Below are 24,150 nucleotides of genomic sequence, written 5' to 3' on the forward strand. Positions count from 1 at the left end.
CAGACCAGTGTCCCCTACGACCCTGCGGTGATGCGGTCGAGGACCAGCGGGAGCGGCTCGTCGGCGGTGTCGACGCCGATCGCCTCCTCCAGCGCCTCGAGCGCCCGCGGGATCCGGTCGGCGTCGTGGGTCTGCAGCTCCAGCAGCGGCTGGCCGGCGGTCACCCGCTCCCCCACCCCGGCGGTCCATACGACGCCGGCCGCGGCCTGCACCGGGTCCTCCTTGCGGGCCCGGCCGGCGCCCAGCCGCCAGGCGGCGACGCCGAGCGCGTAGGCGTCCAGGCGAGTCAGCGTGCCGGTGGCGGGCGCGGTCACCACGTGGGTCTCGGCCGGGCGCGGCAGCGGGGCGTCGGGGTCGCCGCCCTGCGCGGCGATCATCCGCCGCCAGACGTCCATGGCGCGGCCGTCGCGCAGCGCCTCGGCGGGGTCGACGTCGTCCCGCCCGGCGCCGGCGAGCATCTCGCGGGCCAGGGCGAGGGTGAGCTCCACGACATCGGCCGGGCCGCCGCCGGCGAGCACGTCGACCGACTCGGCGACCTCGACGGCGTTGCCCGCGGACCGGCCCAGCGGCCGGTCCATCGCCGTCACCAGGGCGACGGTGCGGACGCCGGCCGCCTCGCCCAGGCCGACCATCGTCCGGGCCAGCTCGCGGGAGGCCTCGGCGTCCTTCATGAACGCGCCCGATCCGGTCTTGACGTCGAGGACCAGGGCGTCCGCGCCCTCGGCGATCTTCTTGCTCATGATCGAGCTGGCGATCAGCGGGATCGACTCGACGGTGCCCGTCACGTCGCGCAGCGCGTAGAGCAGCTTGTCGGCCGGCGCCAGGTCGTGACCGGCCGCGCAGATGACCGCGCCGACGTCGCGCAGCTGCGCCAGGTACGCCTCCTCGTGGACGTCGGCCCGCCACCCGGGGATCGCCTCGAGCTTGTCCAGCGTGCCGCCGGTGTGCCCGAGGCCCCGGCCGGACAGCTGCGGCACGGCGACGCCGCAGGCCGCCACGAGCGGCGCCAGCGGCAGGGTGATCTTGTCGCCGACGCCGCCGGTGGAGTGTTTGTCGGCGGTCGGTCGGCCCAGGGCGGAGAGGTCCTTGCGCTCGCCGGAGTCGATCATCGCCTGGGTCCAGGCGGCGAGCTCCCCGGCGGCCATGCCGCGGAAGAACACGGCCATGAGCAGTGCGCTCATCTGCTCGTCGGGCACCGCACCCCGCGTGTAGGCGTCGACCACCCAGTGGATCTGCTCGGCCGAGAGCTCGACGCCGTCCCGCTTGGCGCGGATCACGTCGATCGCGTCGAAGGGCATCAGCCCTGCCCCCGCTCGGCGGCGGCGACCAGGTCCTCGGGGCCGAACGCGTCGGGCAGCACCTCGCGCATCGGCACGATCCCGAGCGACACCGTCTCGATGAGCATGTCCGCGCCGCCGTGCTCCCACAGCAGCTGCCGGCAGCGGCCGCACGGCATGAGCGGCTGCCCGTCCCCGCCGACGCAGGCCACCGCGACCAACCGCCCGCCGCCGGTGCGGGCGAGGTCGCTGACCATTCCGCACTCGGCGCACAGGCCCAGCCCGTACGAGGCGTTCTCGACGTTGCAGCCGGTGACCACGCGGCCGTCGTCCACCAGCCCGGCGACGCCGACCGGGAACTTCGAGTACGGCGCGTACGCGTGGCTCATCGCCTCGCGGGCCGCGGCCCGCAGCGCGTTCCAGTCCGGCTGCATCAGTGTTCTCCTCGTCGGTACACGAGTCCGTCCGCCTTGGGCATCCGCAGCCGCTGGGCGGCCAGGGAGAGCACCAGCAGCGTGATCAGGTGCGGGGTGAACGAGACGATGCCCTCGGGCAGCTCCTCGATGGTCAGGAAGGCCACCAGGCTGGCGGCCGCGAACACCACGGCGAGCACCGCCTGGAGGAGCCGGCGCCGGCCGGCCTGGTAGAACGCGACGGCCAGCAGCAGGATCGCGATGAGCAGCAGCAGCGCGACCACCGCGCCCCGGCTGCGCAGCTGCAGGCCGTCGGCGTAGCCGAACAGGCCCGCGCCGGCCGCCAGGCCACCGGGACGCCAGTTGCCGAAGATCAGCGCCGCCAGGCCGATGAAGCCGCGGCCACCGGTCTGCCCCTCGCGGTAGATGTTGGCCACGAACACCAGGGCGACGCCGCCCAGCCCGGCCAGCGCCCCGGAGATGATCACCGCGAGGTACTTGAGCCGGTGGACCGGGACGCCGAGGGAGTCGGCCGCCGCCGGGTTCTCACCGCACGAGCGCAGCCGGAGGCCGAACGCGGTGCGCCACAGCAGCAGGTAGCTGGCCGGCACCAGCAGCACGGCGATCAGGGTGAGCACCCCGACGCCGCTGGTGAGGCCGCGGAGCAGCCCGGCGACGTCGGAGACGAGGAAGATGCTGGCGCCCTCGATGTCGCCCAGCAGGTCCGGTCCCGAGGAGAGCACCGGGAGCGAGAAGTTCGGCGGCCGGCTGGCCAGCGCCGGCGACTGGGTGACGCCACCGCCCTCCGCCCCGCCGGCGTAGAGCAGCTCGGACAGGAACCGCACGACGCCCTCGGCGAGGATGTTGATCGCGACGCCGGAGACGACGTGGTCGACGCCGAAGGTGACGGTGGCGACCGCGTGCAGCAGCCCGCCCAACGCGCCGAAGACCGCGCCGCCGATGATCGCGGCGCCCCAGCCCCACTGGTAGCCGGCCCAGCCGGCGCCCCAGGTGCCGAGGATCATCATGCCCTCGAGGCCGATGTTGACCACGCCCGCCCGCTCGGCGAACAGCCCGCCGAGCGCGGCCAGGCCGATCGGCACCGCCAGCAGCAGCGCCGCCGCGAAGGTCGACGACGAGGTGAGCGCCTGCTGACCGGAGACGATGCGGACCAACGACATGAGCAGCACCAGGCCGACGAACAGCCAGGCGAAGCGGCGCGCCCGGCCGCCGCCGAGGAAGAGCTCGGTGAGCGGACCGCGGCCGGAAGCGGTGCCGGGTGCGGTCGTCGCGGTGCTCATGCTCCGGCTCCCTGGCGGTCGTCGGTGATGCGGGTGCCGATCGGACCCTCGGGACCGGCGGAGGTGCCGCCGGCGGCGGTGCCGGTGTCGCCCTGGCCGCTGTCCCGCCCGGCCCGCCGGCGGGTGAGCTGGCGGGCGACCTCGTTGGCGACGACCACCGAGAGCACGATCGTGCCCTGGATGATCGTGACGACCGAGGCAGGGATGTCGGCGAACTGCAGCGGCACCGCGGCCCGGTCGAGGAAGGCGAACAGCAGCGCGGCGAACGCGATGCCCAGCGGGTTGTTGCGGCCGAGCAGCGCCACCGCGATGCCGAGGAAGCCCAGGCCGGCGGTGAACTCGGTGCCGAAGTGGTAGGTCCGCCCCAGCAGGTCGGGCAGGCCGATGAGGCCGGCGATCGCGCCGGAGATGAGCATCGTCTTGATGACCATGGCCCGGGCATCGATCCCGCTCGCCGTCGCCGCCGACGGCGAGAGCCCGGTCGCGCGTAGGTCGAAGCCGAACCGGGTGCGCCTGATCAGCACCGAGACGACGACGCCCACGACGACCGCCACGAGCAGGAAGCCGTACAGCTGGGTGCGCGGCTGGGCCAGGCCGAGGACGTCGAACACCCCGTTGAGCGCCGGGAAGCGGCCCGACTCCGGGAGGTCCGCTGTGGTGATGATCGCCGCGCCCGCCTCGCTGCCCCGCAGCGGCCCGGTGAGCAGGTAGGACGCTGTGCCCAGGGCGATGAAGTTGAGCATGATCGAGCTGATCACCTCGCTCACGCCCCGGGTCACCTTGAGGACGGCGACGATCCCGGCCCAGAAGGCGCCGACCGCCATGGCGACGACCATGATGAGCAGCAGGTGCAGGGGGGCGGGGAGGACCACGGCCGCACCGGCGCCGGCAGCGATGACCGTCGCCATCCGGTACTGGCCCTCGACGCCGATGTTGAACAGGCCCATGCGGAAGGCGACCGAGACGGCCAGCCCCGCGAGGAACAGCGGCACCGCCCGGTTGAGGATCACGACGATCGCCTGCGTCTGCTGCGACGGGCTGTCGCCGAAGTCGAAGAGCACCTGCAGCGCGGTGCCCGGGTGCTGCCCGATCGCGAGGATGACCAGCGTCGTGATGACGATCGCGACGACCACGGCGAGGGCCGGCGCGAGCAGGGACGCGCCGATCCGGCGGATCGCGGTCACGCGGCGCCCACCGAGCCGCCGGAGGCCCCGGTCATGTGACCGCCGAGCTCCTCCGGGGTCAGCGCCGTCGGATCGAGCGTGGCGACCAGCCGACCCCGGAGCATCACGTGCAGCGTGTCGGACAGGCCGATCAGCTCGTCCAGGTCGGCGGAGATCAACAGGATTCCCATCCCCTCCGCGCGGGCGTCCTTGAGCAGCTCCCAGATCGAGGACTGCGCGCCGACGTCGACACCCCGGGTGGGGTGCGCGGCGACCAGGAGCCGGGGAGCGGAGCTCATCTCCCGCCCGATGATCAGCTTCTGCTGGTTGCCGCCGGAGAGGGCGACGGCCAGCGTGTCCGGCCCCGGCGCCCGGACGTCGTAGTCGCGCATGATCCGCTGGGTGTCCGAGCGGGCGGCCTTGCGGTCGATGAAGGGTCCCTTGACCGCCGGCGGCCGGGTCTGGTGGCCGAGGATCCGGTTCTCCCACAGCGGGGCGTCGAGCAGCATGCCCTGGCGGTGCCGGTCCTCGGGGATGAATCCCACCCCGGCCTCGCGGCGGGCCCGGGTGCTCCAGCCCGTGACGTCCTGACCGGCGAGGACGACCGCGCCTCCGGCCGGCGACCGCAGGCCCATGATCGCGTCGACGAGTTCTGCCTGGCCGTTCCCCTCGACGCCGGCGATGCCGACGACCTCGCCCTCGTGGACGGTGAGCGCGACGTCGTCGACGGCCGGCCGGCGGGCTCCCGGCGTGGTGACGGTGACGCCGCGCAACTGGAGGACGGGGGTCTCACGCACCGTGGACGTCCGGGCGCCCGGCGAGGGCAGCTCCGAGCCGACCATGAGCTCGGCGAGCTGGTGGGCGGTGGTGGTCCTCGGGTCGGCGGTGCCGACCGTGGTGCCCCGTCGGATGACGGTGATCGAGTCGGCCACCTTGCGCACCTCGTCGAGCTTGTGCGAGATGAAGATGACGGTGAGGCCCTCGCGCTTGAGCTCGCCGAGGTTGCCGAAGAGCTCGTCGACCTCCTGCGGCACCAGGACGGCGGTGGGCTCGTCGAGGATGAGGGTCGTCGCGCCGCGGTACAGCACCTTCGCGATCTCGACCCGCTGCCGGTCGCCCACCCCGAGCTCCTCGACGAGCACGTCGGGGTCGAGGTCGAGGGCGTACCGGTCGGAGATGTCGCGGATGCGGCGGCGAGCCTCGGCCCGGTCCAGCCGGCCGCCCTTCGTCGGCTCGCTGCCCAGGACGACGTTCTCGAGGACGGTGAAGTTGTCGGCCAGCATGAAGTGCTGGTGCACCATGCCGATGCCCGCGGCGATGGCGTCGGCCGGGCTGCGCAGCGAGACCTCGCGGCCGTCGAGCAGGATCGTGCCCTCGTCGGGCCGGTGCATCCCGTACAGCGTCTTCATCAGCGTCGACTTGCCGGCGCCGTTCTCGCCCACGATGGCGTGCACCTCACCGCGGCGGACCCGCAGCTCGATGTCACGGTTGGCGACCACGCCGGGGAAGCGCTTGGTGATCCCGCGCAGCTCCACGGCGTAGGGGGCGCCGGAGCCCGGTCCGTCGCCGGCCGGCGGGGTTCCGCCGGCCGCTCCTGCTGCGGCCATGGGGCCTCTCTCTCGCGGTGTCGCCGCGGGTACGCGACGCACGTCCACTCGTCTGCACCGGCGGGGACGGGATCCCTCCGTCCGCACCGGGGTCCTACCGAGGGCGGTGGGACCGCCCACCCCGACCGGCAGGGGCATGATCCCGCACCTTCCCGAGCCACCGGACCCCGCCCCGGACCACGACGGCGGGCCCGGGCGCGCGTGCCCGGGCCCGCCGTGGACCGATCCGTGGACGCGGGCCCGCCCGGAGGCGGACCCGCACCGATCACGGGGTGGTCGGTACCTCGATGTCACCGTCGATGATCTGCTGGCGGTAGTCCTCGATGACGTCCTGGATGTCGTCGATGAAGCCGCCCGAGGTGGACAGGCCGACACCGCCGGTGGACAGGTCGTTGAGGATGTCGACGCCGCCGTCGATGTTCCCCTCGGCGAAGTCCTTGATGTAGGCCTCCACCGCGTTGTCGACCCGCTTGAGCATCGACGTCATGATGACGGCCTGCTGCTCGGGCGAGGCGCTCGCGTACTGGTCGGAGTCGACGCCGATGGCGCGCTGACCGGCCTCGACGGCCGCCTCGAAGACACCCTCGCCGGAGCCACCCGCGGCGTGGAACACGATGTCCGCGCCGTTCTGGAACATCCCCTGCGCCGCGACCTTGCCGCCCTCGGGGTCACCGAAGCCCGACGGGTCACCGGCCGGGGACAGGTACTGGGTGTCGACGATGATGTCGGGGTTGACGGCCTTGGCACCGGCCGTGTAACCCGCCTCGAACTTCTCGATCAGCGGGCTCTGCTGGCCACCGATGAAGCCGATGTGGCCGGTGGCGCTCTTCGACGCGGCGGCGACGCCGGCGAGGAAGCTGCCCTCCTCCTCGGCGAAGATCAGACCGGTGAGGTTGTCCACGCCCATGTCGGCGACCGAGGTGTCGACGATGGCGAACTGGGTCTCGGGGTAGTCGGCGGCGATGTCGCCGATGATGTCGCCGTAGGCGAAGCCGACCGCGATCACCGGGTTGAAGCCGTTCTCGGCGAGCTGGGTGAGCAGCTCGGCGCGGTCGGACCCGTCCTCGTTCGGCGAGAGCTCCTGGATGTCATCCTCGACGCTGCCACCCAGGTCCTTGACGGCGGCCTCGACACCGGCGATCGCCGAGTCGTTGAAGGACTTGTCGCCACGACCGCCGGTGTCGTAGGCGACACCGACCTTGAGGTCGCCCTCGCCGCCGCCGCTGGCGCCGCCCGCGCTGCTGTCCTCGTCGCTGGCACAACCCGCGAGGGCCAGGCCGCCGGCCAGCAGCAGCGCCGCGACCTTCGTCATCCGCGCTCGGCGCAAGACGATCTCCTTTGCTGGTGGGGAGATCCCTGCGCCGTGGCGGGGGGCCTCCCGGGGTGGGATTGCGCGTGCCGCGGCGGTCGCCTCGGGCGGCCTTCCGGAGGAGCACGTCCCCGGACGCTAATCCCGGCCACCGAGAGGCCTCCAACCTCTGGTCCGGACTGAGACCCGATCGTTGCGAACCCTGATTCCATCGGGCGCCGGACCTCCCGGGGCAGTGGTCCCCGTCACCGGCGCATAACCTCGGGCCACATGGGACGACGGTGGCGGACTGCGTCCGTCGCTCTCGCGGCGGCGCTCGTGGTCGGCCTCCCCTCCCCCGTCGTCCCGGCGCAGGCCGCACCCGGGGCCGGGACCTCGTCGTCGCGGCCGACGGCCGACTCGGCCGCGCCGACGCCCACGTCGCCCCGCACGGGCCTGCCGCCCCGGGGCAGCGCCCCCGACGGCTCGACCGTGGGCGGGGAGCGGCTGCGCACGCGCGGCGTCGTCGCCACCCCCGACGCTCCCCCGCTACCCGACGGCATCACCGCCTCCGGCTGGCTGGTCGCCGACGCCGGAACCGGGGCGGTGCTGGGTGCGCGGGACCCGCACGGGCGCTACTACCCGGCGAGCACCCTCAAGACCCTGACCCTGCTGGCGCTGCTGCCCCGGCTCGACCCGGCGCTCGTCGTGGAGGGATCGGTCGAGGACGAGGAGGTCGAGGGCAGCCGGGTAGGCCTGGTCGCCGGCGGGCGCTACCCCGTCCCGCTGCTGTTCACCGCGCTGATGCTGCAGTCGGGCAACGACGCGGCGTCCGCGCTCGCCCGTGCAGCCGGCGGGAGGGCGGCGACCCTGGCCCTCATGAACCGGACCGCCGCGGAGCTCGGCGCCTTCGACACCGTCGCCGGCAGCCCGTCGGGGCTGGACGTCGCCGGCCAGTCGACGTCGCCCTACGACCTGGCCCTCGTCTTCCGCGCCCTGGTCGAGGACCCCGTCGCCGCCGACATCCTGCGCACCCCGACGGCCGACATGCCGGCCGTCGACGGCCGCTTCCCCGGCTTCCAGATCCAGAACCAGAACCCGCTGCTGACCGGCTACCCGGGCAACCTCGGCGGCAAGACCGGGTTCACCGACGCCGCCCGGCATGCGTTCGTCACCGCCGCCGAGCGCGACGGCCGCCGGGTGGTGGTCAGCGTGCTCGACACCGAGAACGTCCCGCTGCGGGCGGCCGACCAGGCCGCCCGGCTGCTCGACTGGGGCTTCGCCGTCCCGACGACCAGCGCCGGCGTCGGCCGGCTGGTCCGCCCCGCCGACCTCGTGGCGTCGACGACGGCCACCCGCACCGCTCCGCCGACCGTGCCCCCGGGCACGGCGGCCGCACCGGCGAGCGGCTCCCCGGTGGCCGACGGCGTGGGCCGGCCGTGGACGGCGGTCGCGCTGGCCGCGGTGGCGCTCGCCGCGCTCGCCGCGGTCAGCGCGACGGGGCGCGCTCGTCGTCGGGCAGGTCGGACTGCTCCGGTACCGGCGCCGGGGCGGCGCCCTCCAGCGCCGGGGAGCTGGCGGTCCAGGCTGCGGTGAAGAAGGCGAACCGGAAGACGATGTTGATCCACACCAGGATGCCGACGGCGCCGCCGAAGGCCGACGCGGTGACGCTGCCGGAGATCAGCGAGAGGTAGAGGTTGCCGATCAGCTTCATCACCTCGAACCCGACGGCGCCGAACAGCGCGCCGGGGAGCAGCCGCCGCAGCGGGTGCGGCGTCGAGGGCACCACCTTCAGCAGCCACAGGAAGACGACGGTGTCACCGAGGAACGCCAGCGCCAGGCCGGCCACGGTGGCGAGCACGGACAGACCCGGCGCACCGTCGAGCCCGAGCACCTCCAGGAACCAGGACGTCGCCCACGTGGCCACCCCGGTCAGCCCCAGGCTGAGCAGCCCGACGACACCGAGGAGGAACAGCGCCACGACGTCCTGGACGTTGTCCCTGAGGAACTCCGGCTCGTCGGCGTGCCCCTTCCAGATGCGCTCCATGCCGATGCGGAGCTTGTCCATCGCCCGCAGCCCGGCGTAGAGGAAGCCCACCAGCCCGATGACGCCGACCACCTCGGCCGAGCCGACGGCGCTCCGCAGGTCGTCGACGATCTCCCGGCCGGTGCTGCCGGGGAACGCATCCCGGATGGCGTCGTAGAGCTCGCGCTGGAGCAGCTCGTCACCGGCCAGCACCAGGCCGATCACCGAGGCGACCAGGAGCAGCACGGGGAACAGCCCCAGGAAGGCGAAGTACGTGACCCCGGCGGCCATGAGGTCGCCCTGCGTCCGGCGGTAGCGGCCGCCGGCGCGGGCGAGGTGGTCGAACCGCCGGGACCGCCGGCGCGCGGCGTCGACCGTGCCCTCGATGCGGTCCCAGGTCCGGGCCGGCCAGCCCTTCCCGGCCGGGGCGTTCCCGGAGCTCGCGGAACTCACCGCCCGAGTCTGGGCGATCGGCTCCCGCGGCGCGCTCTCAGCGCCCGGGACCGGTGAGGGGGTACTCGCGGGCGAGCGCCCAGCCGCCGCCGACGACCTGCTCGAACTCGGTGAAGTGCTCCACCCGGAACTCGGCCGACAGCTCCTGGAGCCCGCTGTACGCCAGCTCGAGCATGTCGGCCGGCACGTCGTGGGCCACGGTGACGTGCGGGTGGTACGGAAAGGACAGCGACCGGGCCAGCGGCCCCTGCCGGAGGTCGTTGGCCAGCATCTCGCAGTTGCCGATGCCGCGCGCGACGGTCACGAAGACGACGTCGGTGACCGGCATGAACGTGCCCGTGCCGGCCAGGTGCATGTCGAACGGCGGGTGCTCGGCGGCGACCGCGGCCAGGTGCTCGGCGATGGCGTCGCGCGAGGCGACCGGCACCTCGGTGGGCGGCAGCAGCGTGACGTGCGGGGGCACCAGCGCCGCCTGCGGGTCGCCCACCTTGGTTCGCCAGTCGACCAGCAGCGTCGCCCAGGGCTCGGGCACCGGGACGATGACGCCCAGCACCGCGGTCTCGGGCGGCGTCGGCAGCCGGCCCACGAAGGTGTCGTCGTTCACGGGCGGGGCCCCGCCGGTGGCAGGAAACCGATCCGCTGGTAGACGGCCTCCAGCGTGGGGGCGGCCACCTCCCGGGCCCGCGCGGCCCCGGCGGCCAGCACCCGCTCCAGCTCGGCGGTGTCGGCCAGCAGCTCGTGGGTGCGCTGCTGGATCGGCGCCAGCGCCTCGGTGACGACCTCGGCGAGCTCCTTCTTCAGGTCGCCGTAGCCGCGTCCGGCGAAGTGCTGCTCCAGCTCCGCGGTGCTCTTCCCGGAGAACGCCGAGTGGATGGTGAGCAGGTTGGTGACGCCGGGCTTCCCGACCGGGTCGGCCACGACCTCGCGGCCGGTGTCGGTGACCGCCGAGCGGATCTTCTTGGCGGTGACCTTCGGGTCGTCGAGCAGGTTGATGCAGCCGGCCGGCGGAAGGCTCTTGCTCATCTTCTTGTCCGGCGACTGCAGGTCCAGCACCTTCGCCGTCCCCTGGACGATGAAGGGCTGCGGCAGCGTGAAGGTGGGGCCGAACCGGCCGTTGACCCGGGTCGCCAGGTCCCGGGTCAGCTCCAGGTGCTGGCGCTGGTCCTCGCCGACCGGCACCCGGTCGGCCTGGTAGAGCAGGATGTCGGCCGCCTGGAGCACCGGGTAGGTGAACAGGCCGACGCTGGTACCGCCGGTGCCCTGCCGCTGGCTCTTGTCCTTGAACTGCGTCATGCGGCTGGCCTCGCCGAACCCGGTGAGGCACTGCAGCACCCAGCCCAGCTGGGCGTGCTCGGGAACGTGGCTCTGCACGAACAGCGCGCTGCGGCCCGGGTCGACGCCGATGGCGATCAGCTGCGCGGCCGACACCAGGGTGCGACGGCGAAGCACCGCGGGGTCCTGCTCGACGGTGATCGCGTGCAGGTCGACGACGCAGTAGAAGGCCTCGTGGTCGTCCTGGAGGGCGACCCACTGCCGCAGCGCACCCAGGAAGTTGCCGAGGTGGAAGGAGTCCGCCGTCGGCTGGATGCCGGACAGTACTCGGGGAAGAGCCACGTCGGCCATCAAACCAGCCGGGAGGGGCCTCCGTTCCGACCTCCCCCGTCCGCTGCGTCACCGACCGATCGGGGGGCCCGGTCGACGCAGGTCAGGACGGCGTCGCGGCGAGCGCGTCGTCGAGCGCACCGAGGAACACGTCGTCCTCCTCGGGAGTGCCGACCGTGACCCGGATGCCCTCGCCGGCGAACGGCCGGGTGATCACCGCGCGGGCCTCCAACGCGGCCGCCAGCCCGAGCGCCCGCTCCCCCACCGGCAGCCACACGAAGTTGGCCTGGCTCCCGGCGACCTCGAGGCCCCGCGCGCGCAGCTCGCCGGTCAGCCGCTCCCGCTCGGTGACGACGGCGGCGCACCGGGCACGGACCTCGTCCTCGCTGGCCAGCGCCGCCACCCCGGCCGCCTGCGCGACCAGGCCCACGCTGAACGGCAGGTGCGTCCGGCGCACCGCCTCGGCGACCGACGGGTCCTCGGCCAGCAGGTAACCGACCCGCAGCCCGGCCAACCCCCATGCCTTCGAGAAGGTGCGGAGGACCGCGACGTTCGGCCGCCCACGCATCAGCTCGACGCCGTCGGGGACCTCGGGGTCGGTGACGAACTCCCGGTAGGCCTCGTCCAGCACGACGAGCGTCTCCGCGGGCACCGCGTCGAGGAACCGCTCCAGCTCCGCCCGGCGGACCGCCGTACCCGTGGGGTTGTTCGGGTTGCAGACGAACACCAGGCGGGTCGTGTCGTCGATCGCGGCGGCGATGGCGTCCAGGTCATGGGTGTCGGCGGGCCCCCCGGGCCGGCCGGGGGTCAGCGGCACCTGGATCGCGCGCGCACCGGCCACCCGGGCCAGCAGCGGGTACATCTCGAACGAGCGCCACGCGAAGGCCACCGCCGTGCCCGGGTCGTTGTAGGCCTGGGCCAGCTCCTGGCAGATCGCCACCGCACCGCAGCCGACCGCCACCTGCGCCGGGTCGACGTCGTACCGCTGCGCCAGGGCCCCGGTGAGGACGACGGCGCCGTTGTCGGGGTAGCGGTTGGTCTCGGTGACCGCCGCGGTCACCGCCTCGACGACGGCCGGCAGCGGCGGGAACGCGACCTCGTTGCTGGCCAGCTTCACCGCCCGCTCGACGCCGATCTCCCGGGCGAGGTCCGCCGGGTTGCGGCCGGGCTTGTAGGCCGGGAGCGACTGCACCGCCGGTCGGGCACTGACCACGAGATCCTCCACCTCCACGACCCTCCTCATAGGGTGGGCCCATGCGCGTACTCGTCGCCGGCGGAGCCGGCTACATCGGCAGCGTAGTGACGGCAGCCCTGCTGGCCGACGGTCACGAGGTCACCGTCCTCGACGACCTCTCGACCGGTCACGCGGACGCCGTGCCCGCCGGCGCCACGCTCGCCGAGGTCTCGCTGCACGACTCGGCGCCCGTGCTGGCCGAGTTCCGGCCGGAGGCGGTGCTGCACTTCGCGGCCAGGTCGCTGGTCGGCGTCTCCCAGCAGCAGCCCGAGGACTACTGGCACACCAACGTCGGCGGCTCGTTGGCCCTCCTCGAGGCGATGCGCGCCGCGGACTGCCGCCGGATCGTGTTCTCCTCCACCGCCGCCACCTACGGCGAGCCCGACCAGGTGCCGATCCGCGAGGACGCGCCCACCCGGCCGACCAACACCTACGGCGCCTCCAAGCTCGCCGTCGACCACATGCTCACCTCGTACGCCGTCGCGCACGGCTTCGCCGCGGTGAGCCTGCGGTACTTCAACGTCGCGGGCGCCGCCTACGGGCTGGGCGAGCGGCACGCCACCGAGACCCACCTCATCCCGATCGCCCTCCAGGTGGCGGCCGGGCAGCGGGGCTCGCTCACCGTCTACGGCGAGGACTACCCGACCCCCGACGGCACCTGCATCCGCGACTACGTCCACGTCGAGGACCTCTCCGACGCCCACCTGCTGGCCCTACCCGCACCGGCCGCCGGGGAGCACCGGACCTACAACCTGGGCAACGGCACCGGCTTCTCCGTGCAGGAGGTCGTCGAGGCCGCCCGCGAGGTGACCGGGCACCCGATCCCGGTCACCGTCGGCGAGCGCCGGGCCGGCGACCCCGCCCAGCTGGTCGCCTCCAGCGACCGGATCCGCGCCGACCTGGGCTGGGCGCCGAAGCACACCGACCTGGTCGACATCGTCCGGGACGCCTGGGAGGTCGCGCGGTCCCGCCGCTGAGAGAGCACCCCTCTGCCCCCACCGCTCGCACCCTCGCGGCGGGCCCCTGCAGAGGGGCCGTCAACCGGCGACGCCGTCCGGCTCGCCGTCGGGAGCCTCCGCCGGGGGCGGGGGGCCGACGAGCAGGCGGGCGATCCGCCGTCCGTCGAGCTCCAGCACCGACACCGTGCGGCCCTCGACCTCGATGGAGTCGCCGACCTCCGGCAGCCGGCCGAGCTCGGCCAGCACGTAGCCGGCCACCGTCTCGTACGGCCCCTCGGGCAGCTCCAGGCCGGTGGCCTCGGTGAAGTCGTCGAGGTTGAGCAGGCCGTCGACCTCGCGCGGGGCGCCGGGGGACTGGCGGTCCTCCGGGGCGACCTCGGCGTCGTACTCGTCGTAGATCTCCCCGATGACCTCCTCGATGAGGTCCTCGAGGGTGACGATGCCGTCGGTGCCGCCGTACTCGTCCACGACGATGGCCAGGTGCTGGTTCTCCCGGCGCATCTCGCTGAGGACGGTGAGGACGGCGGCGGTGCCGGGCAGCCGGGTGACCTCGCGGGCCAGGTCGCCGACGGTCGCGGCCCGCCCCGCCGGGTGGCTGGGCAGGAACAGGTCGCGGACGTGCACGAAGCCGACGACGTCGTCCTGGTCTCGGCCGACCACGGGGAACCGCGACCAGTTCGACTCGGCGACGTGCTTGGCGGCGCGGCTGGCGGTCATCGACGCGTCGAGGAACTGCACCTCGGTCCGCGGCGTCATGACCTCCCGCACCTCGCGCTCGCCGGCGCGGAAGACCTCGTCGATCAGCCGCCGCTCGTCGCTGCTCAGCGACTCGTGCGCCGCCACCAGGTCGCGCAGCTCCTCCTGGCTGATCGACTCGCCGCTGGCCTTCGGGTCACCGCCGACCAGCCGCACGAGGCCGTTCGTGGACTTCGACAGCAGCCAGATGACCGGGCGGGAGAGCTTCGCGATCAGGTTGAGCGGCGCGGCGACGATGAGCGCGAAGCCCTCGGCGCGCTGCAGGGCCAGCCGCTTGGGCGTCAGCTCGCCGACGACCAGCGAGACGTAGCTGATCGCGATGGTGACCAGCACCAGCGCGAGCGTGCCGGCCAGGCCCTCGCTCACGCCGCGGCCCTGCATCCAGTCGGCCAGCGGGGCGGACAGGGTGCTGGCACCGAAGGCGGCCGAGAAGAAGCCGGCCAGGGTGACGCCCACCTGCACGGCGGCCAGGAACTGGTTCGGGTCCTTGAGCAGCTTCTGCACCGCCTGACCGCGGCGGCCACCCTGCTCGGCCATGGCCCGGACCTGCGACTCGCGCAGCGAGACCAGGGCGATCTCCGCTCCGGCGAAGACGCCGCCGAGCATGATGAAGGCGACGACCATGACGATGCTGAGCCAGACGTCGCTCACCGGCGGCGTGCTCCTCGGGGGGGTTGGGTACGGGCGGACGGGTCCATGGTGCCGGTTCCATGCTGCCCGGCGGTGCGGCGCGCATGCCCGGGTGCCCGAACCGAGTGGGTGAGGGTGCGGACTCCTCCGGGCTACCGCTGAGGTCCGAACACGGTTAGTCTGCAATCGATAACAAATCGTGATTGTTCTGAGGACCCGCATGCACCACCGGCCGTCCGGTCCCCCGCTGTCCGCCCGCCTGAGCGCTCCGTTCCGATGGGCCGGGCTCCTGCTCTCCCGCTGGTCCCGCCGGCACGCCCGCCGGGTGGCCGTGGGCGCCGTCGCGACGGTGGCCATCACCGCGGCCATGCTGGCGGTGCCGGTGGCCGGGCCGGCGGAGTTCCCGTCGGCGTCCCTGGACGCGTCGTCGCGGTCCTCGGCGGCCGGGTCCGCCACGGGTGGCCCGCCGTCCGCCGGCTCCGCGACCTCTCCTGGCTCGTCGGTGCCGCCGTCCCCGCCGTCGTCGTCGGCCTCCCCCGCGGCGGGCGGCGGGCCGTCGACGACGAGCGCCGCCCCCGGGGAGCCGCCCTCCGCCTTTCCGTCGGCCACGTCTCCGTCGGCCACGTCTCCGTCGGCCACCTCTCCGTCGGCCACGTCTCCGTCGGCCACCTCTCCGTCGGCCACGTCTCCGTCGGCACCGGAGAGTGACGCCGTCGCCCCGACGGGGACCGCGAGCAGACCCGCGCCGGCGGAGAAGGGCACCTCGGTGCCGTCGACGACGAGCGCCGCCCCCGCCGGGCCTCCTCCCACGACCGCGGTCGGCACCCGCACCACCGGCAGCACCACGGCCGGCGGGACGTCGTCGGCGCCGGTGACCCCGGCCCCCGCGCTCGCGGGCACCGACGCGGAGGGCCGGGTGCTCGCCCTGGTCAACGAGGAGCGCGCCCGTGCCGGGTGCGAGCCGCTGACCGCGGACAGGCAGCTGACCGCCGTCGCGCGCGCCCACAGCGCGGACATGCGCGACCGCGGCTTCTTCCACCACGTGAACCCCAGCGGCCGGGACCCGCTCGCCCGCGCGTCGGCGGCCGCGATCACCGCGCGGGCGGAGAACATCGCCCGCGGCCAGCAGGACCCCGCCGCCGTCGTCCGCTCGTGGATGGGCAGCCCCGGGCACCGGGCGAACATCCTCGACTGCCGGTTGCGCAGCCTCGGCGTCGGCCTCGCCACCGGCGCCGGCGGCCCCTGGTGGACCCAGCTCTTCGCCTGACCCGCCTGCCCTCGGCCCGGCCTGGTACGGAGGACGAGGGGTCTGGAGCGTGGTCCGGAGGCCTACTCCGCCGTACGAGGTGGCTCCAGCGCCGCACGCACGCGGGCCACCAGCCCGTCCGGGTCCCGCATGTCCGCGGCGGTCACGTGGATGACCGTCCACCCCGCGGCTACCAACCGGTTGAGCCGCCGCCGGTCCCGCGCGAACTGCCCGGGCGCTGCGTGCCAGGCGCCGTCGTACTCGACTGCGACCCGCTGATCCGGGAACGCCAGGTCGACGCGCGCGACGAAGTCGCCCCTGCCGTCCCGGACGGAGAACTGCGGCACCGGCGCCATGCCCGCGAGGGAGAGGAGCACGCGCAGCCTGCTCTCGGGCTGAGACTCGGCGAACGGGCAAACCATGGCCACCGCGCGCTGCGCACGGCGGGCGCCACGAACGCTCCCCAGCTCGGCGGCCGCCGCCCGGAGCTCTCCAAGGCCGACGATCGCCCGGCCGACCAGCACATCCAGTGCCACGACTGCGTCCACCAGGGCCTCGGCGCGCGCGATGTCGAGCGCGGTGCGCAAGCCGCTGGTCACCCGCCGGCCCCGGCGGAGCAGCACGTCCGCCTCCGGTAACGGCATGCGACGGATCCGCAGGCCGGCCACCGGCCCGAAGCGGACGTCCGGCGGCACGGTCACCTCGACCGGTGTCCCTCGGTCGACCAGCTCCTGCGCGCCGAGCAGGTAGGCGGCCGTGCGACCGCTGAACACGGCTGGTGCGGGCACGAGGAGCAGCGCGCCCGCCACCTGGAGCGAGAAGTTCGACTCGAGCGATGCGTCGGCGTAGACCCCGCGGTACAGGCGCCGCCAGGCGGAGGAGCGCAGCGCGTCCTTCGTCAGGAGGCCAGCGGCGATGGCATCGGCCCCGCGGAACACCCGGTCGACGAGACGGTCCGGACGGCGAGGTGGCGGCACCCGGACAGGTTGCTCCGTCGGGCCCTTCCGGCGTGGGCGCCGTCCACAGGACCCTCGTGCGGGAAAGGAGGCGCCTGGCGCACGCCGCAGGACCCTCGTTCCCCGCACGAGGCGGGGTGTGCGGGGGCCGGAACGCACAGCGGCCCCCTCGCCCGGAGGCGAGGGGGCCGCTGTGCGCGTCAGCCGAGCGTCACGCCATGGCCTTCTGCAGGTTGGTGTCGATGGCCGCCAGGAAGTCCTGGGTGTTCAGCCACGGCTGGTCCTTGGAGATCAGCAGCGCGAGGTCCTTGGTCATCTGGCCGCTCTCGACGGTGTCGATGCAGACCTTCTCCAGGGTCTCGGCGAAGCGGGTCACCTCGGGGGTGCCGTCCAGCTTGCCGCGGTGGGCCAGGCCCCGGGTCCAGGCGAAGATCGACGCGATCGGGTTCGTCGACGTCTGCTCGCCCTTCTGGTGCTGCCGGAAGTGGCGGGTCACCGTGCCGTGGGCGGCCTCGGCCTCGACCGTGCGGCCGTCCGGGGTCGCGAGCACCGACGTCATGAGGCCCAGCGAGCCGAAGCCCTGCGCCACGGTGTCGGACTGCACGTCACCGTCGTAGTTCTTGCAGGCCCAGACGTAGCCGCCCTCCCACTTGAGCGAGGCGGCGACCATGTCGTCGATCAGCCGGTGCTCGTAGGTGATGCCGGCCGCGTCGAACTTCTCCTTGAACTCGGCCTGGAAGACCTCCTCGAACAGGTCCTTGAACCGGCCGTCGTAGGCCTTGAGGATCGTGTTCTTCGTCGAGAGGTAGACCGGGTAGCCGCGGTCGAGCCCGTAGTTCAGCGAGGCGCGGGCGAAGTCGCGGATCGAGTCGTCGAGGTTGTACATCGCCATTGCGACGCCGCCGCCAGGCGACTGGAAGACCTCATGCTCGATGGGCGCCGAGCCGTCCGCCGGCTGGAAGCTGATCGTCAACGTCCCCTCGCCGGGGAACCTGAAGTCGGTGGCGCGGTACTGGTCACCGAAGGCGTGACGGCCGACGATGATCGGCTTGGTCCAGCCCGGCACGAGGCGCGGCACGTTCTGCATGATGATCGGCTCGCGGAAGATCACGCCGCCGAGGATGTTGCGGATCGTCCCGTTCGGGGACCGCCACATCTTCTTGAGCCCGAACTCCTCGACCCGCGCCTCGTCGGGCGTGATGGTCGCGCACTTGACGCCGACGCCGTGCTTCTTGATGGCGTTGGCGGAGTCGACGGTCACCTGGTCGTCGGTGGCGTCGCGGTGCTCGATGCCGAGGTCGTAGTACTCGAGGTTGACGTCGAGGTACGGGAGGATCAGCTGGTCCTTGATGAACTGCCAGATGATCCGGGTCATCTCGTCGCCGTCGAGCTCGACGACGGTGCCCTCGACCTTGATCTTGCTCACAGGTTCTCCTTGTGCAGTCATGGCCCCGCTGCAGGGCCCCGCCGCGAGCGTGCGAGCGGTGGGGGGGCAGCGGGGTCCTTCTTCAGAGCTCGGCCACGTCGGCCTGCTTGGCGCGCACCGCTTCGGCCGCCTCGTGCAGGCCCGCCCGTTCGGTCTCCGACAGGTCGCTCTCGACGACGCGCTTCGCGCCCCCGCGGCCGATCTCGGCCTCCACCCCCAGGTACACCCCGGAGATGCCGTACTCGCCGTCGACCCACGTGCACACCGGCATCACTGCGCCGGAGTCCTCCATGACCGCGCGGGCCATGCGGGCAGCCGCGGCGGAAGGAGCGTAGTAGGCCGATCCGGTCTTGAGCAGGGCGACCACCTCGGCGCCACCGTTGCGGGTGCGCTGCACGAGGTGCTCGATGCGGTCGGCGGGGAGCACGTCGGCCAGCGGCTTGCCGTCCACGGTGCAGCGCGAGGGCACCGGCACCATCGTGTCGCCGTGCGAGCCGAGGGTCAGCGTCCGCACCGAGGCGACGGGGACCCCGAGCTCCTCGGCGACGAAGTTGGTGAAGCGCGCGGTGTCGAGCATGCCCGCCTGGCCCATCACGCGCTGGTGCGGGAAGCCGGTGGCCAGCTGCGCCAGCGCGGTCATCTCGTCGAGCGGGTTGGAGACGACGATGACGACGGCGTCGGGCGACGTGCGGGCGATGTTCTCGGAGACGTCGCGGACGATCTTCGCGTTCGTCTCGATCAGGTCCATGCGGCTCATGCCCGGCTTCCTCGGCAGGCCGGCGGTGACGACGACGACGTCCGAGCCCTCGGTGCCCTCGTAGGAGCCACCGCCGACCCCCAGCACCCGGGTCTCGAACCCCTCGATGGGACGCGACTGGTTCATGTCCAGCGCGAGCCCCTCGGGCTTGCCCTCCACGATGTCGGTGAGCACGACGGTCTCGAAGATGTCGTACTCGGCCAGGCGGAGTGCGGTGGTGGAGCCGTAGAACCCGGCACCGACCACGGTGACCTTGCCGTTCCTGGGCTGCTTCGCCATGGCCGTCAACCTAGCGCTGGTCGGCGCCTCGTGCCGCCCCGGGTGAGCCTCACGTGCCCGGGATGGCCAGCGCGACGGCGGTGAGCGTGATCCCGACGCAGGCGAGGAGAACCACGTCGACCCCGCGGCTGCGCACGGCGAGGAAGCCCACCCGGCGCACCGGGAGCAGCAGGCGCAGCAGCGCCGCCCCGACCATCGCCAGCCCGACGACGACCAGCCCCCACCGCCAGTGCTCGAACGTGACCAGCAGCAGCCCGGCGGCCACCACGACCAGGACCGCCAGCAGCGGCAGCTGCCGCACCAGCCCCGCGAGGAAGGGCCGGCGGACGTGGAGCGGCGGGCGCGTCACGGTCAGGCCGACAGCGCCTCGGCTGCCGCGGCCTGCTCGGCGGCGAGCACCACGTTCTGCAGGAGCATCGCGCGGGTCATCGGGCCGACGCCCCCGGGGTTCGGCGCCACGTGCCCGGCGACGTCGACGACGTCCCGGGCGACGTCACCGGCGATCTTCCCGTCGACCCGGCTGACGCCGACGTCGAGGACGGCGGCACCGGGCTTCACCATGTCGGCCGTGATCAGGCCGGGCACCCCGGCGGCGGCGACGACGACATCGGCGGCGCGCACGTGCGCCGCCAGGTCGCGGGTGCCGGTGTGGCACAGGGTGACCGTGGCGTTCTCCGACCGGCGGGTGAGCAGCAGTCCCAGGGGGCGGCCCACGGTGATGCCCCGGCCGATGACGACGACCTCGGCGCCGGCGATCGGCACCTCGTAGCGGCGCAGCAGCTCCACGATGCCGACCGGGGTGCAGGGCAGCGGGCCGGGCACGTTGAGCACGAGCCGACCGAGGTTGACCGGGTGCAGCCCGTCGGCGTCCTTGGCCGGGTCCATCGCCTCGAGGATCGTGCTCTCCTCGATCCCCAGCGGCAGCGGCAGCTGGACGATGTACCCGGTGCACGCGGGGTCGGCGTTGAGCTCCGCCACCACGGCGAGCACGTCGGCCTCGGTGGCGGTCGCCGGCAGCTCGCGCTGGATGCTGGCGATGCCCACCTGGGCGCAGTCGGAGTGCTTGGCGTTGACGTACCACCGGCTGCCGGGGTCGTCACCCACCAGCAGGGTGCCGAGACCGGGCCGGTGCCCGGCCGCGGTGAGAGCGGCCACCCGCTCGGTGAGCTCGGCGCGGATCGCCGCCGCGGTGGCCTTGCCGTCCAGAGTCGTCGCGGGCACGCCGACAGTCTGCCGGAGAGGGTCCCGCGGTGGACGCCGCGGCCCTAGGGTCGGACTGGCGGGGCGCCGGTGCCCCGCCGACATCCGGAGGTGCGCGATGGCCCGGCGCGACGAGACCCCGACCGGCGCGACGTCCCTGGGAGCCGACCAGGGGCCGACGACGCCGGCGTACTCCGATCGGCCGGTGGCCTTCCGCGGGCCCGAGAGCCTGGGCGGCCTGCTGCTCATCCTCGCCGGGATCGCCGCCGCCGTGAGCCTGCCGCTGGACTGGCTGCGCGACCGCGACGACAGCGGCTGGGGGCTGGTCCGCGACGCGTTCGGCGACCTCGGGGAGATCGTCGACGACGGCGGCTGGCAGCCCCTGGCCATCGTGCTCGGCGGCGGCCTGCTGCTCCTCCTGGGCATCGTGCTGTGGCTCCCGGCCCGCAGTCACCGGTTCGTCGGGTTCGTCGCCCTGGTGGTCAGCGGCGTCGTCACGGCCGCCGTCCTCGTGCCGCTGCTGGACGCCGGCTTCGACCTCGGCTTCTTCGGGCCCGGCTTCTGGTGCGGCATCGCCGTCGCCGTCCTGGGGCTGCTCGGCTCGCTGAAGGCGGTTCTGACGGGCCCGCGCTACCCCCGTTAGCTCACGACACGAGCGCGCCGTGGGCGGCGGCGAACTGCACCGACTGCGCCAGGTCGATCCGGACGCCGGTGAGGTCGAAGGCGCGCCAGTTGATCCCGTCGGTCGACGCACCGCGCAGGTCGGCGCCGCGCAGCCTGGCGCCCTGCAGCCGCGCGCGGTCGAGGACGGCGCGGGTGAGGTCGCACTCGCGGAGGTCGGCGTCGGTGAGGTCGGCCTCGCGGAACCGCTGACCGGACAGGTCGAGGCCGGAGAGGTCCGCGCCTCGCAGCGCGGTGTAGCTCCAGTCGCACTCCGTCGCGGTCATCGGGCGCAGGTGCGCGCCCGGGAACAGCGAGCCGGTGAGCTTGCAGCCGTCCCAGACGACGTCGATCAGGGTGGCCCGGTCGAACCGGCAGGAGAGGAAGGCCGAGCCGACGTGCCGGGAACCGGCCATCCGCACCCCGGTCAGCACGCACTCCTCGAACACGCAGCGGCGCGTGACGAGCTCCTCCAGCCCGGCGTCGTGGAACCGGCACCGGGTGAAGGTGACGCCCTCGAGCTCGGCGCCCCACCAGTCGACCCGCGCGAAGTCCTCCCCCTCCACGACGGTGCCCGCCTCGGGCGGGCCGACGTGCGGTCGGCCCCCTCGCAGGGACCCGCTCCGAGCCCGCGAGGTGCGGGGGGCGAGGGGGTCCTTCATCAGTGCGCGAAGTGGCGGGTGCCCGTCAGGTACAGCGGCACGCCGGCCGCCGCGGCCGCGGCGACGACCTCCTCGTCCCGCACCGACCCACCCGGCTGGACGACGGCGCGCACACCGGCGTCGAGCAGCACCTGCAGGCCGTCGGCGAACGGGAAGAACGCGTCGGACGCCGCGACGGCACCCGCGGCCCGCTCCCCCGCCCGCGCGACGGCCAGGCGCGCCGAGTCGACCCGGTTGACCTGCCCCATGCCGACGCCGACCGTGGCCCGGTCGTGGGCCAGCAGGATCGCGTTGCTCTTGACCGCGCGCACCGCCCGCCAGGCGAACACCAGGTCGTCGAGGCCGGCGGCGTCCAGCGGCTCACCGGCGGCCAGCGTCCAGGTGGTGGGGTCATCGCCCGCGGCGTCGATGCGGTCGCGGGTCTGCAGCAGCAGCCCGCCCCCGATCGGGCGCAGCTCGACGCCGGCGTCGGGCAGGTGCGGCAGCCGCAGCAGCCGGATGTTCTTCTTCCCGGTCAGCACCGCGACGGCGTCGTCGGTGAACGAGGGGGCGACGACGACCTCGGTGAAGACCTCGGCGACCTGCTCGGCCATGGTGAGGTCGACCTCGCGGTTGGCGGCGATCACGCCGCCGAAGGCCGACACCGGGTCGCAGGCGTGCGCCTTGCGGTGCGCGGCGGCGATGTCGGCGCCGACGGCGATGCCGCAGGGGTTGGCGTGCTTGATGATCGCCACGCAGGGCTCGTCGTGGTCGTGGGCGGCGCGCCAGGCGGCGTCGGTGTCGACGTAGTTGTTGTAGGACATCTGCCTGCCGTGCAGCTGCTCCGCGTGCGCGAGCCCCGGCCGGTCGGAGCGGTAGAGCGCCGCCGCCTGGTGCGGGTTCTCGCCGTAGCGCAGCACGTCGGCGCGCTCCCAGCTCCCGCCGACCCAGGCCGGGAAGCCGGTCTCGTCGTCGGGGGCGAGCACGCTGCCCATCCACGAGGCGACGGCGACGTCGTAGGAGGCGGTGTGCCGGAACGCGGCGGCCGCGAGCCGCTGCCGCTCGGCCAGGGTGAAGCCGCCGGCGGAGACCGCGGTGAGCACGTCGCCGTAGCGCGCCGGGTCGACGACGACGGCGACCGACGGGTGGTTCTTGGCCGCGGCCCGCACCATCGCCGGGCCGCCGATGTCGATCTGCTCGACGCACTCGTCCGGGGCGGCGCCCGAGGCGACGGTCTCGGTGAACGGGTAGAGGTTCACGACGACGAGGTCGAACGGCGCGACGCCGAGCTCCTCCAGCTGCGCGACGTGCTCGGGCCTGCGCCGGTCGGCGAGGATCCCGGCGTGCACCGCGGGATGCAGCGTCTTGACCCGGCCGTCGAGGCACTCGGGGAAGCCGGTGACCTGCTCGACGGGGGTCACGGGCACCCCGGCCTCGGCGATCCGCCGCGCGGTCGCGCCGGTGCTCACCAGCTCGACACCGGCGGCGGCCAGCCCAGCGGCCAGCTCCTCGATGCCGGTCTTGTCGTACACGCCCAGCAGGGCGCGGCGGATCGGGGTTCGGTCGCTCATCAGGGGCTCTTCCTCGTCCGGGGCGGGCTGGTCGGGGGTGGGGTGACGAACGCCGCCACCGTCTCCACCAGGAGCTCGCGCTCCACGTCCTTGATCCGTTCGTGCAGGCGCACCTCGTCGTCGCCGGGCAGCACCGGCACCTCGCGCTGGGCCAGCACGGGCCCGGTGTCGACACCGGCGTCGACCAGGTGCACGGTCGATCCGGTCGTGGGCACTCCGGCCGCCAGCGCGTCGCGCACCGCGTGGGCGCCGGGGAACGCCGGCAGCAGCGCCGGGTGGGTGTTGATCAGCCGGCCCTCGAACCCGGCGAGCACCGCCGGCCCGACAATCTTCATGAACCCGGCGGAGACGACGAGGTCGGGTGCGAAACCGGCGATCCGGTCGGCCAGCGCGCGGTCCCAGGCGGCGCGGTCGGGGTGGTCCCCGAGCGCGCACACGAATGTGGGCAGCTCTCGCCGGCGGGCGTGCGCCAGCCCGGGGGCGTCGCGGTCGGCGCCGACGGCGACGACCTCGGCCGGGTAGGCCGGGTCGTCGGTGGCCTCCAGGAGGGCCGCGCAGAGCGAGCCCGCGCCCGACAGCAGCACGACGATCCGGGCCCGCTGGGGAGGCTCGTCGGCGGGCACGGTCCCGACCCTATAAGGAGCCCCGCGACCGGTCCCCTCGCAGGGGACCGCCGCGAGGGTGCGAGCGGAGGGGGGCCAGGGG

The 24,150-nt window shown here is 73.9% G+C and carries 24 protein-coding genes; 5 read left to right on the forward strand and 19 right to left on the reverse strand.

The genetic code is table 11. The annotated features are described in order from the left end of the window. Positions 1 to 14 precede the first annotated feature (14 nt). The 6 genes from ACI791_RS11445 to ACI791_RS11470 form a co-directional block, all read right to left on the reverse strand. The gene (locus ACI791_RS11445) at positions 15 to 1,298 is read right to left on the reverse strand and encodes a thymidine phosphorylase (protein ID WP_456586177.1); all 1,284 of its coding nucleotides are present in this window, start codon (positions 1,296 to 1,298) and stop codon (positions 15 to 17) included. Further along, positions 1,298 to 1,711 carry a cytidine deaminase gene (locus tag ACI791_RS11450; protein WP_456586178.1) on the reverse strand — a complete coding sequence of 138 codons (414 nt, stop codon included), beginning with the start codon at positions 1,709 to 1,711 and terminating at the stop codon, positions 1,298 to 1,300. The genes ACI791_RS11445 and ACI791_RS11450 overlap by 1 nt, the downstream gene beginning before the upstream one ends. Next, positions 1,711 to 2,991 (reverse strand): ABC transporter permease, encoded by a 1,281-nt coding sequence (locus ACI791_RS11455; RefSeq protein ID WP_456586179.1) that lies wholly within the window; start codon positions 2,989 to 2,991, stop codon positions 1,711 to 1,713. Before ACI791_RS11455 ends, ACI791_RS11450 begins: the two co-directional genes overlap by 1 nt. Next, positions 2,988 to 4,175, reverse strand: coding sequence for an ABC transporter permease (locus tag ACI791_RS11460; RefSeq protein WP_456586180.1), 1,188 nt, complete (start codon positions 4,173 to 4,175; stop codon positions 2,988 to 2,990). The genes ACI791_RS11455 and ACI791_RS11460 overlap by 4 nt, the downstream gene beginning before the upstream one ends. After that, a complete protein-coding gene (locus ACI791_RS11465; protein WP_456586181.1) occupies positions 4,172 to 5,761 on the reverse strand; it encodes an ABC transporter ATP-binding protein in 1,590 nt (529 codons plus the stop codon). The genes ACI791_RS11460 and ACI791_RS11465 overlap by 4 nt, the downstream gene beginning before the upstream one ends. Before the next feature lie 265 nt (positions 5,762 to 6,026). Further along, positions 6,027 to 7,088 carry a BMP family lipoprotein gene (locus ACI791_RS11470; protein ID WP_456586182.1) on the reverse strand — a complete coding sequence of 354 codons (1,062 nt, stop codon included), beginning with the start codon at positions 7,086 to 7,088 and terminating at the stop codon, positions 6,027 to 6,029. A gap of 252 nt (positions 7,089 to 7,340) precedes the next feature. On the opposite strand from ACI791_RS11470, the gene ACI791_RS11475 reads away from it, so the two are divergent. Beyond that, on the forward strand, positions 7,341 to 8,645 hold the full coding sequence (locus ACI791_RS11475) for a D-alanyl-D-alanine carboxypeptidase family protein (protein WP_456586183.1): 1,305 nt from the start codon (positions 7,341 to 7,343) through the stop codon (positions 8,643 to 8,645). On the opposite strand, the gene ACI791_RS11480 is transcribed toward ACI791_RS11475, so the two are convergent. The 4 genes from ACI791_RS11480 to hisC form a co-directional block, all read right to left on the reverse strand. Beyond that, positions 8,539 to 9,528, reverse strand: coding sequence for a YihY/virulence factor BrkB family protein (locus ACI791_RS11480; RefSeq protein ID WP_456586184.1), 990 nt, complete (start codon positions 9,526 to 9,528; stop codon positions 8,539 to 8,541). The two genes, ACI791_RS11475 and ACI791_RS11480, sit on opposite strands and share 107 nt — an antisense overlap. A gap of 37 nt (positions 9,529 to 9,565) precedes the next feature. After that, on the reverse strand, positions 9,566 to 10,132 hold the full coding sequence (locus ACI791_RS11485; protein WP_456586185.1) for a 2'-5' RNA ligase family protein: 567 nt from the start codon (positions 10,130 to 10,132) through the stop codon (positions 9,566 to 9,568). After that, positions 10,129 to 11,151, reverse strand: coding sequence for a tryptophan--tRNA ligase (trpS, locus tag ACI791_RS11490; protein ID WP_456586186.1), 1,023 nt, complete (start codon positions 11,149 to 11,151; stop codon positions 10,129 to 10,131). Before trpS ends, ACI791_RS11485 begins: the two co-directional genes overlap by 4 nt. 82 nt (positions 11,152 to 11,233) lie before the next feature. Next, complete coding sequence (gene hisC / locus ACI791_RS11495; RefSeq protein ID WP_456586187.1) at positions 11,234 to 12,361, reverse strand: histidinol-phosphate transaminase; 1,128 nt, start codon at positions 12,359 to 12,361, stop codon at positions 11,234 to 11,236. Between the two features lie 23 nt (positions 12,362 to 12,384). On the opposite strand from hisC, the gene galE reads away from it, so the two are divergent. Further along, positions 12,385 to 13,341 (forward strand): UDP-glucose 4-epimerase GalE, encoded by a 957-nt coding sequence (galE, locus tag ACI791_RS11500; RefSeq protein WP_456586188.1) that lies wholly within the window; start codon positions 12,385 to 12,387, stop codon positions 13,339 to 13,341. Between the two features lie 60 nt (positions 13,342 to 13,401). On the opposite strand, the gene ACI791_RS11505 is transcribed toward galE, so the two are convergent. Beyond that, positions 13,402 to 14,730: a hemolysin family protein gene (locus ACI791_RS11505; RefSeq protein WP_456586189.1), complete on the reverse strand. Its 1,329-nt coding sequence runs from the start codon at positions 14,728 to 14,730 to the stop codon at positions 13,402 to 13,404. 255 nt (positions 14,731 to 14,985) lie between these two features. On the opposite strand from ACI791_RS11505, the gene ACI791_RS11510 reads away from it, so the two are divergent. Both ACI791_RS11510 and ACI791_RS11515 read left to right on the forward strand, forming a co-directional pair. Next, positions 14,986 to 15,417 carry a hypothetical protein gene (locus tag ACI791_RS11510; protein ID WP_456586190.1) on the forward strand — a complete coding sequence of 144 codons (432 nt, stop codon included), beginning with the start codon at positions 14,986 to 14,988 and terminating at the stop codon, positions 15,415 to 15,417. 58 nt (positions 15,418 to 15,475) lie between these two features. Beyond that, entirely contained in the window at positions 15,476 to 15,976 is a 501-nt protein-coding gene (locus ACI791_RS11515; protein ID WP_456586191.1) for a CAP domain-containing protein, read from the forward strand. 62 nt (positions 15,977 to 16,038) lie between these two features. Here ACI791_RS11515 and ACI791_RS11520 read toward each other — a convergent pair whose 3' ends face one another. The 5 genes from ACI791_RS11520 to ACI791_RS11540 form a co-directional block, all read right to left on the reverse strand. Continuing rightward, the gene (locus ACI791_RS11520) at positions 16,039 to 16,932 is read right to left on the reverse strand and encodes a DUF559 domain-containing protein (RefSeq protein WP_456586192.1); all 894 of its coding nucleotides are present in this window, start codon (positions 16,930 to 16,932) and stop codon (positions 16,039 to 16,041) included. Positions 16,933 to 17,122: 190 nt separating this feature from the next. Next, the gene (locus tag ACI791_RS11525) at positions 17,123 to 18,337 is read right to left on the reverse strand and encodes an NADP-dependent isocitrate dehydrogenase (RefSeq protein WP_347057946.1); all 1,215 of its coding nucleotides are present in this window, start codon (positions 18,335 to 18,337) and stop codon (positions 17,123 to 17,125) included. 82 nt (positions 18,338 to 18,419) lie between these two features. Beyond that, positions 18,420 to 19,373, reverse strand: coding sequence for a malate dehydrogenase (mdh, locus tag ACI791_RS11530; RefSeq protein ID WP_456586193.1), 954 nt, complete (start codon positions 19,371 to 19,373; stop codon positions 18,420 to 18,422). A 49-nt stretch (positions 19,374 to 19,422) separates the two neighbouring features. Then, the gene (locus ACI791_RS11535; protein WP_456586194.1) at positions 19,423 to 19,722 is read right to left on the reverse strand and encodes a DUF3017 domain-containing protein; all 300 of its coding nucleotides are present in this window, start codon (positions 19,720 to 19,722) and stop codon (positions 19,423 to 19,425) included. A 2-nt stretch (positions 19,723 to 19,724) separates the two neighbouring features. Beyond that, entirely contained in the window at positions 19,725 to 20,594 is an 870-nt protein-coding gene (locus tag ACI791_RS11540; RefSeq protein WP_456586195.1) for a bifunctional methylenetetrahydrofolate dehydrogenase/methenyltetrahydrofolate cyclohydrolase, read from the reverse strand. Between the two features lie 97 nt (positions 20,595 to 20,691). Here ACI791_RS11540 and ACI791_RS11545 point away from each other — a divergent pair, with 97 nt between their 5' ends. Continuing rightward, positions 20,692 to 21,216, forward strand: coding sequence for a hypothetical protein (locus tag ACI791_RS11545; protein WP_456586196.1), 525 nt, complete (start codon positions 20,692 to 20,694; stop codon positions 21,214 to 21,216). A gap of 1 nt (position 21,217) precedes the next feature. Here the strand turns inward: ACI791_RS11545 and ACI791_RS11550 are convergent, their stop codons facing one another. The 3 genes from ACI791_RS11550 to purN all read right to left on the reverse strand — a co-directional run bounded on the left by ACI791_RS11550 (position 21,218) and on the right by purN (position 24,068). Beyond that, positions 21,218 to 21,799, reverse strand: coding sequence for a pentapeptide repeat-containing protein (locus ACI791_RS11550; protein ID WP_456586197.1), 582 nt, complete (start codon positions 21,797 to 21,799; stop codon positions 21,218 to 21,220). Positions 21,800 to 21,894: 95 nt separating this feature from the next. Then, positions 21,895 to 23,445: a bifunctional phosphoribosylaminoimidazolecarboxamide formyltransferase/IMP cyclohydrolase gene (gene purH, locus ACI791_RS11555; protein WP_456586198.1), complete on the reverse strand. Its 1,551-nt coding sequence runs from the start codon at positions 23,443 to 23,445 to the stop codon at positions 21,895 to 21,897. Beyond that, positions 23,445 to 24,068: a phosphoribosylglycinamide formyltransferase gene (gene purN / locus ACI791_RS11560; protein WP_456586199.1), complete on the reverse strand. Its 624-nt coding sequence runs from the start codon at positions 24,066 to 24,068 to the stop codon at positions 23,445 to 23,447. The genes purH and purN overlap by 1 nt, the downstream gene beginning before the upstream one ends. Positions 24,069 to 24,150: the final 82 nt, after the last annotated feature.

It is taken from the genome of Blastococcus sp. SYSU DS0973, assembly GCF_054051055.1.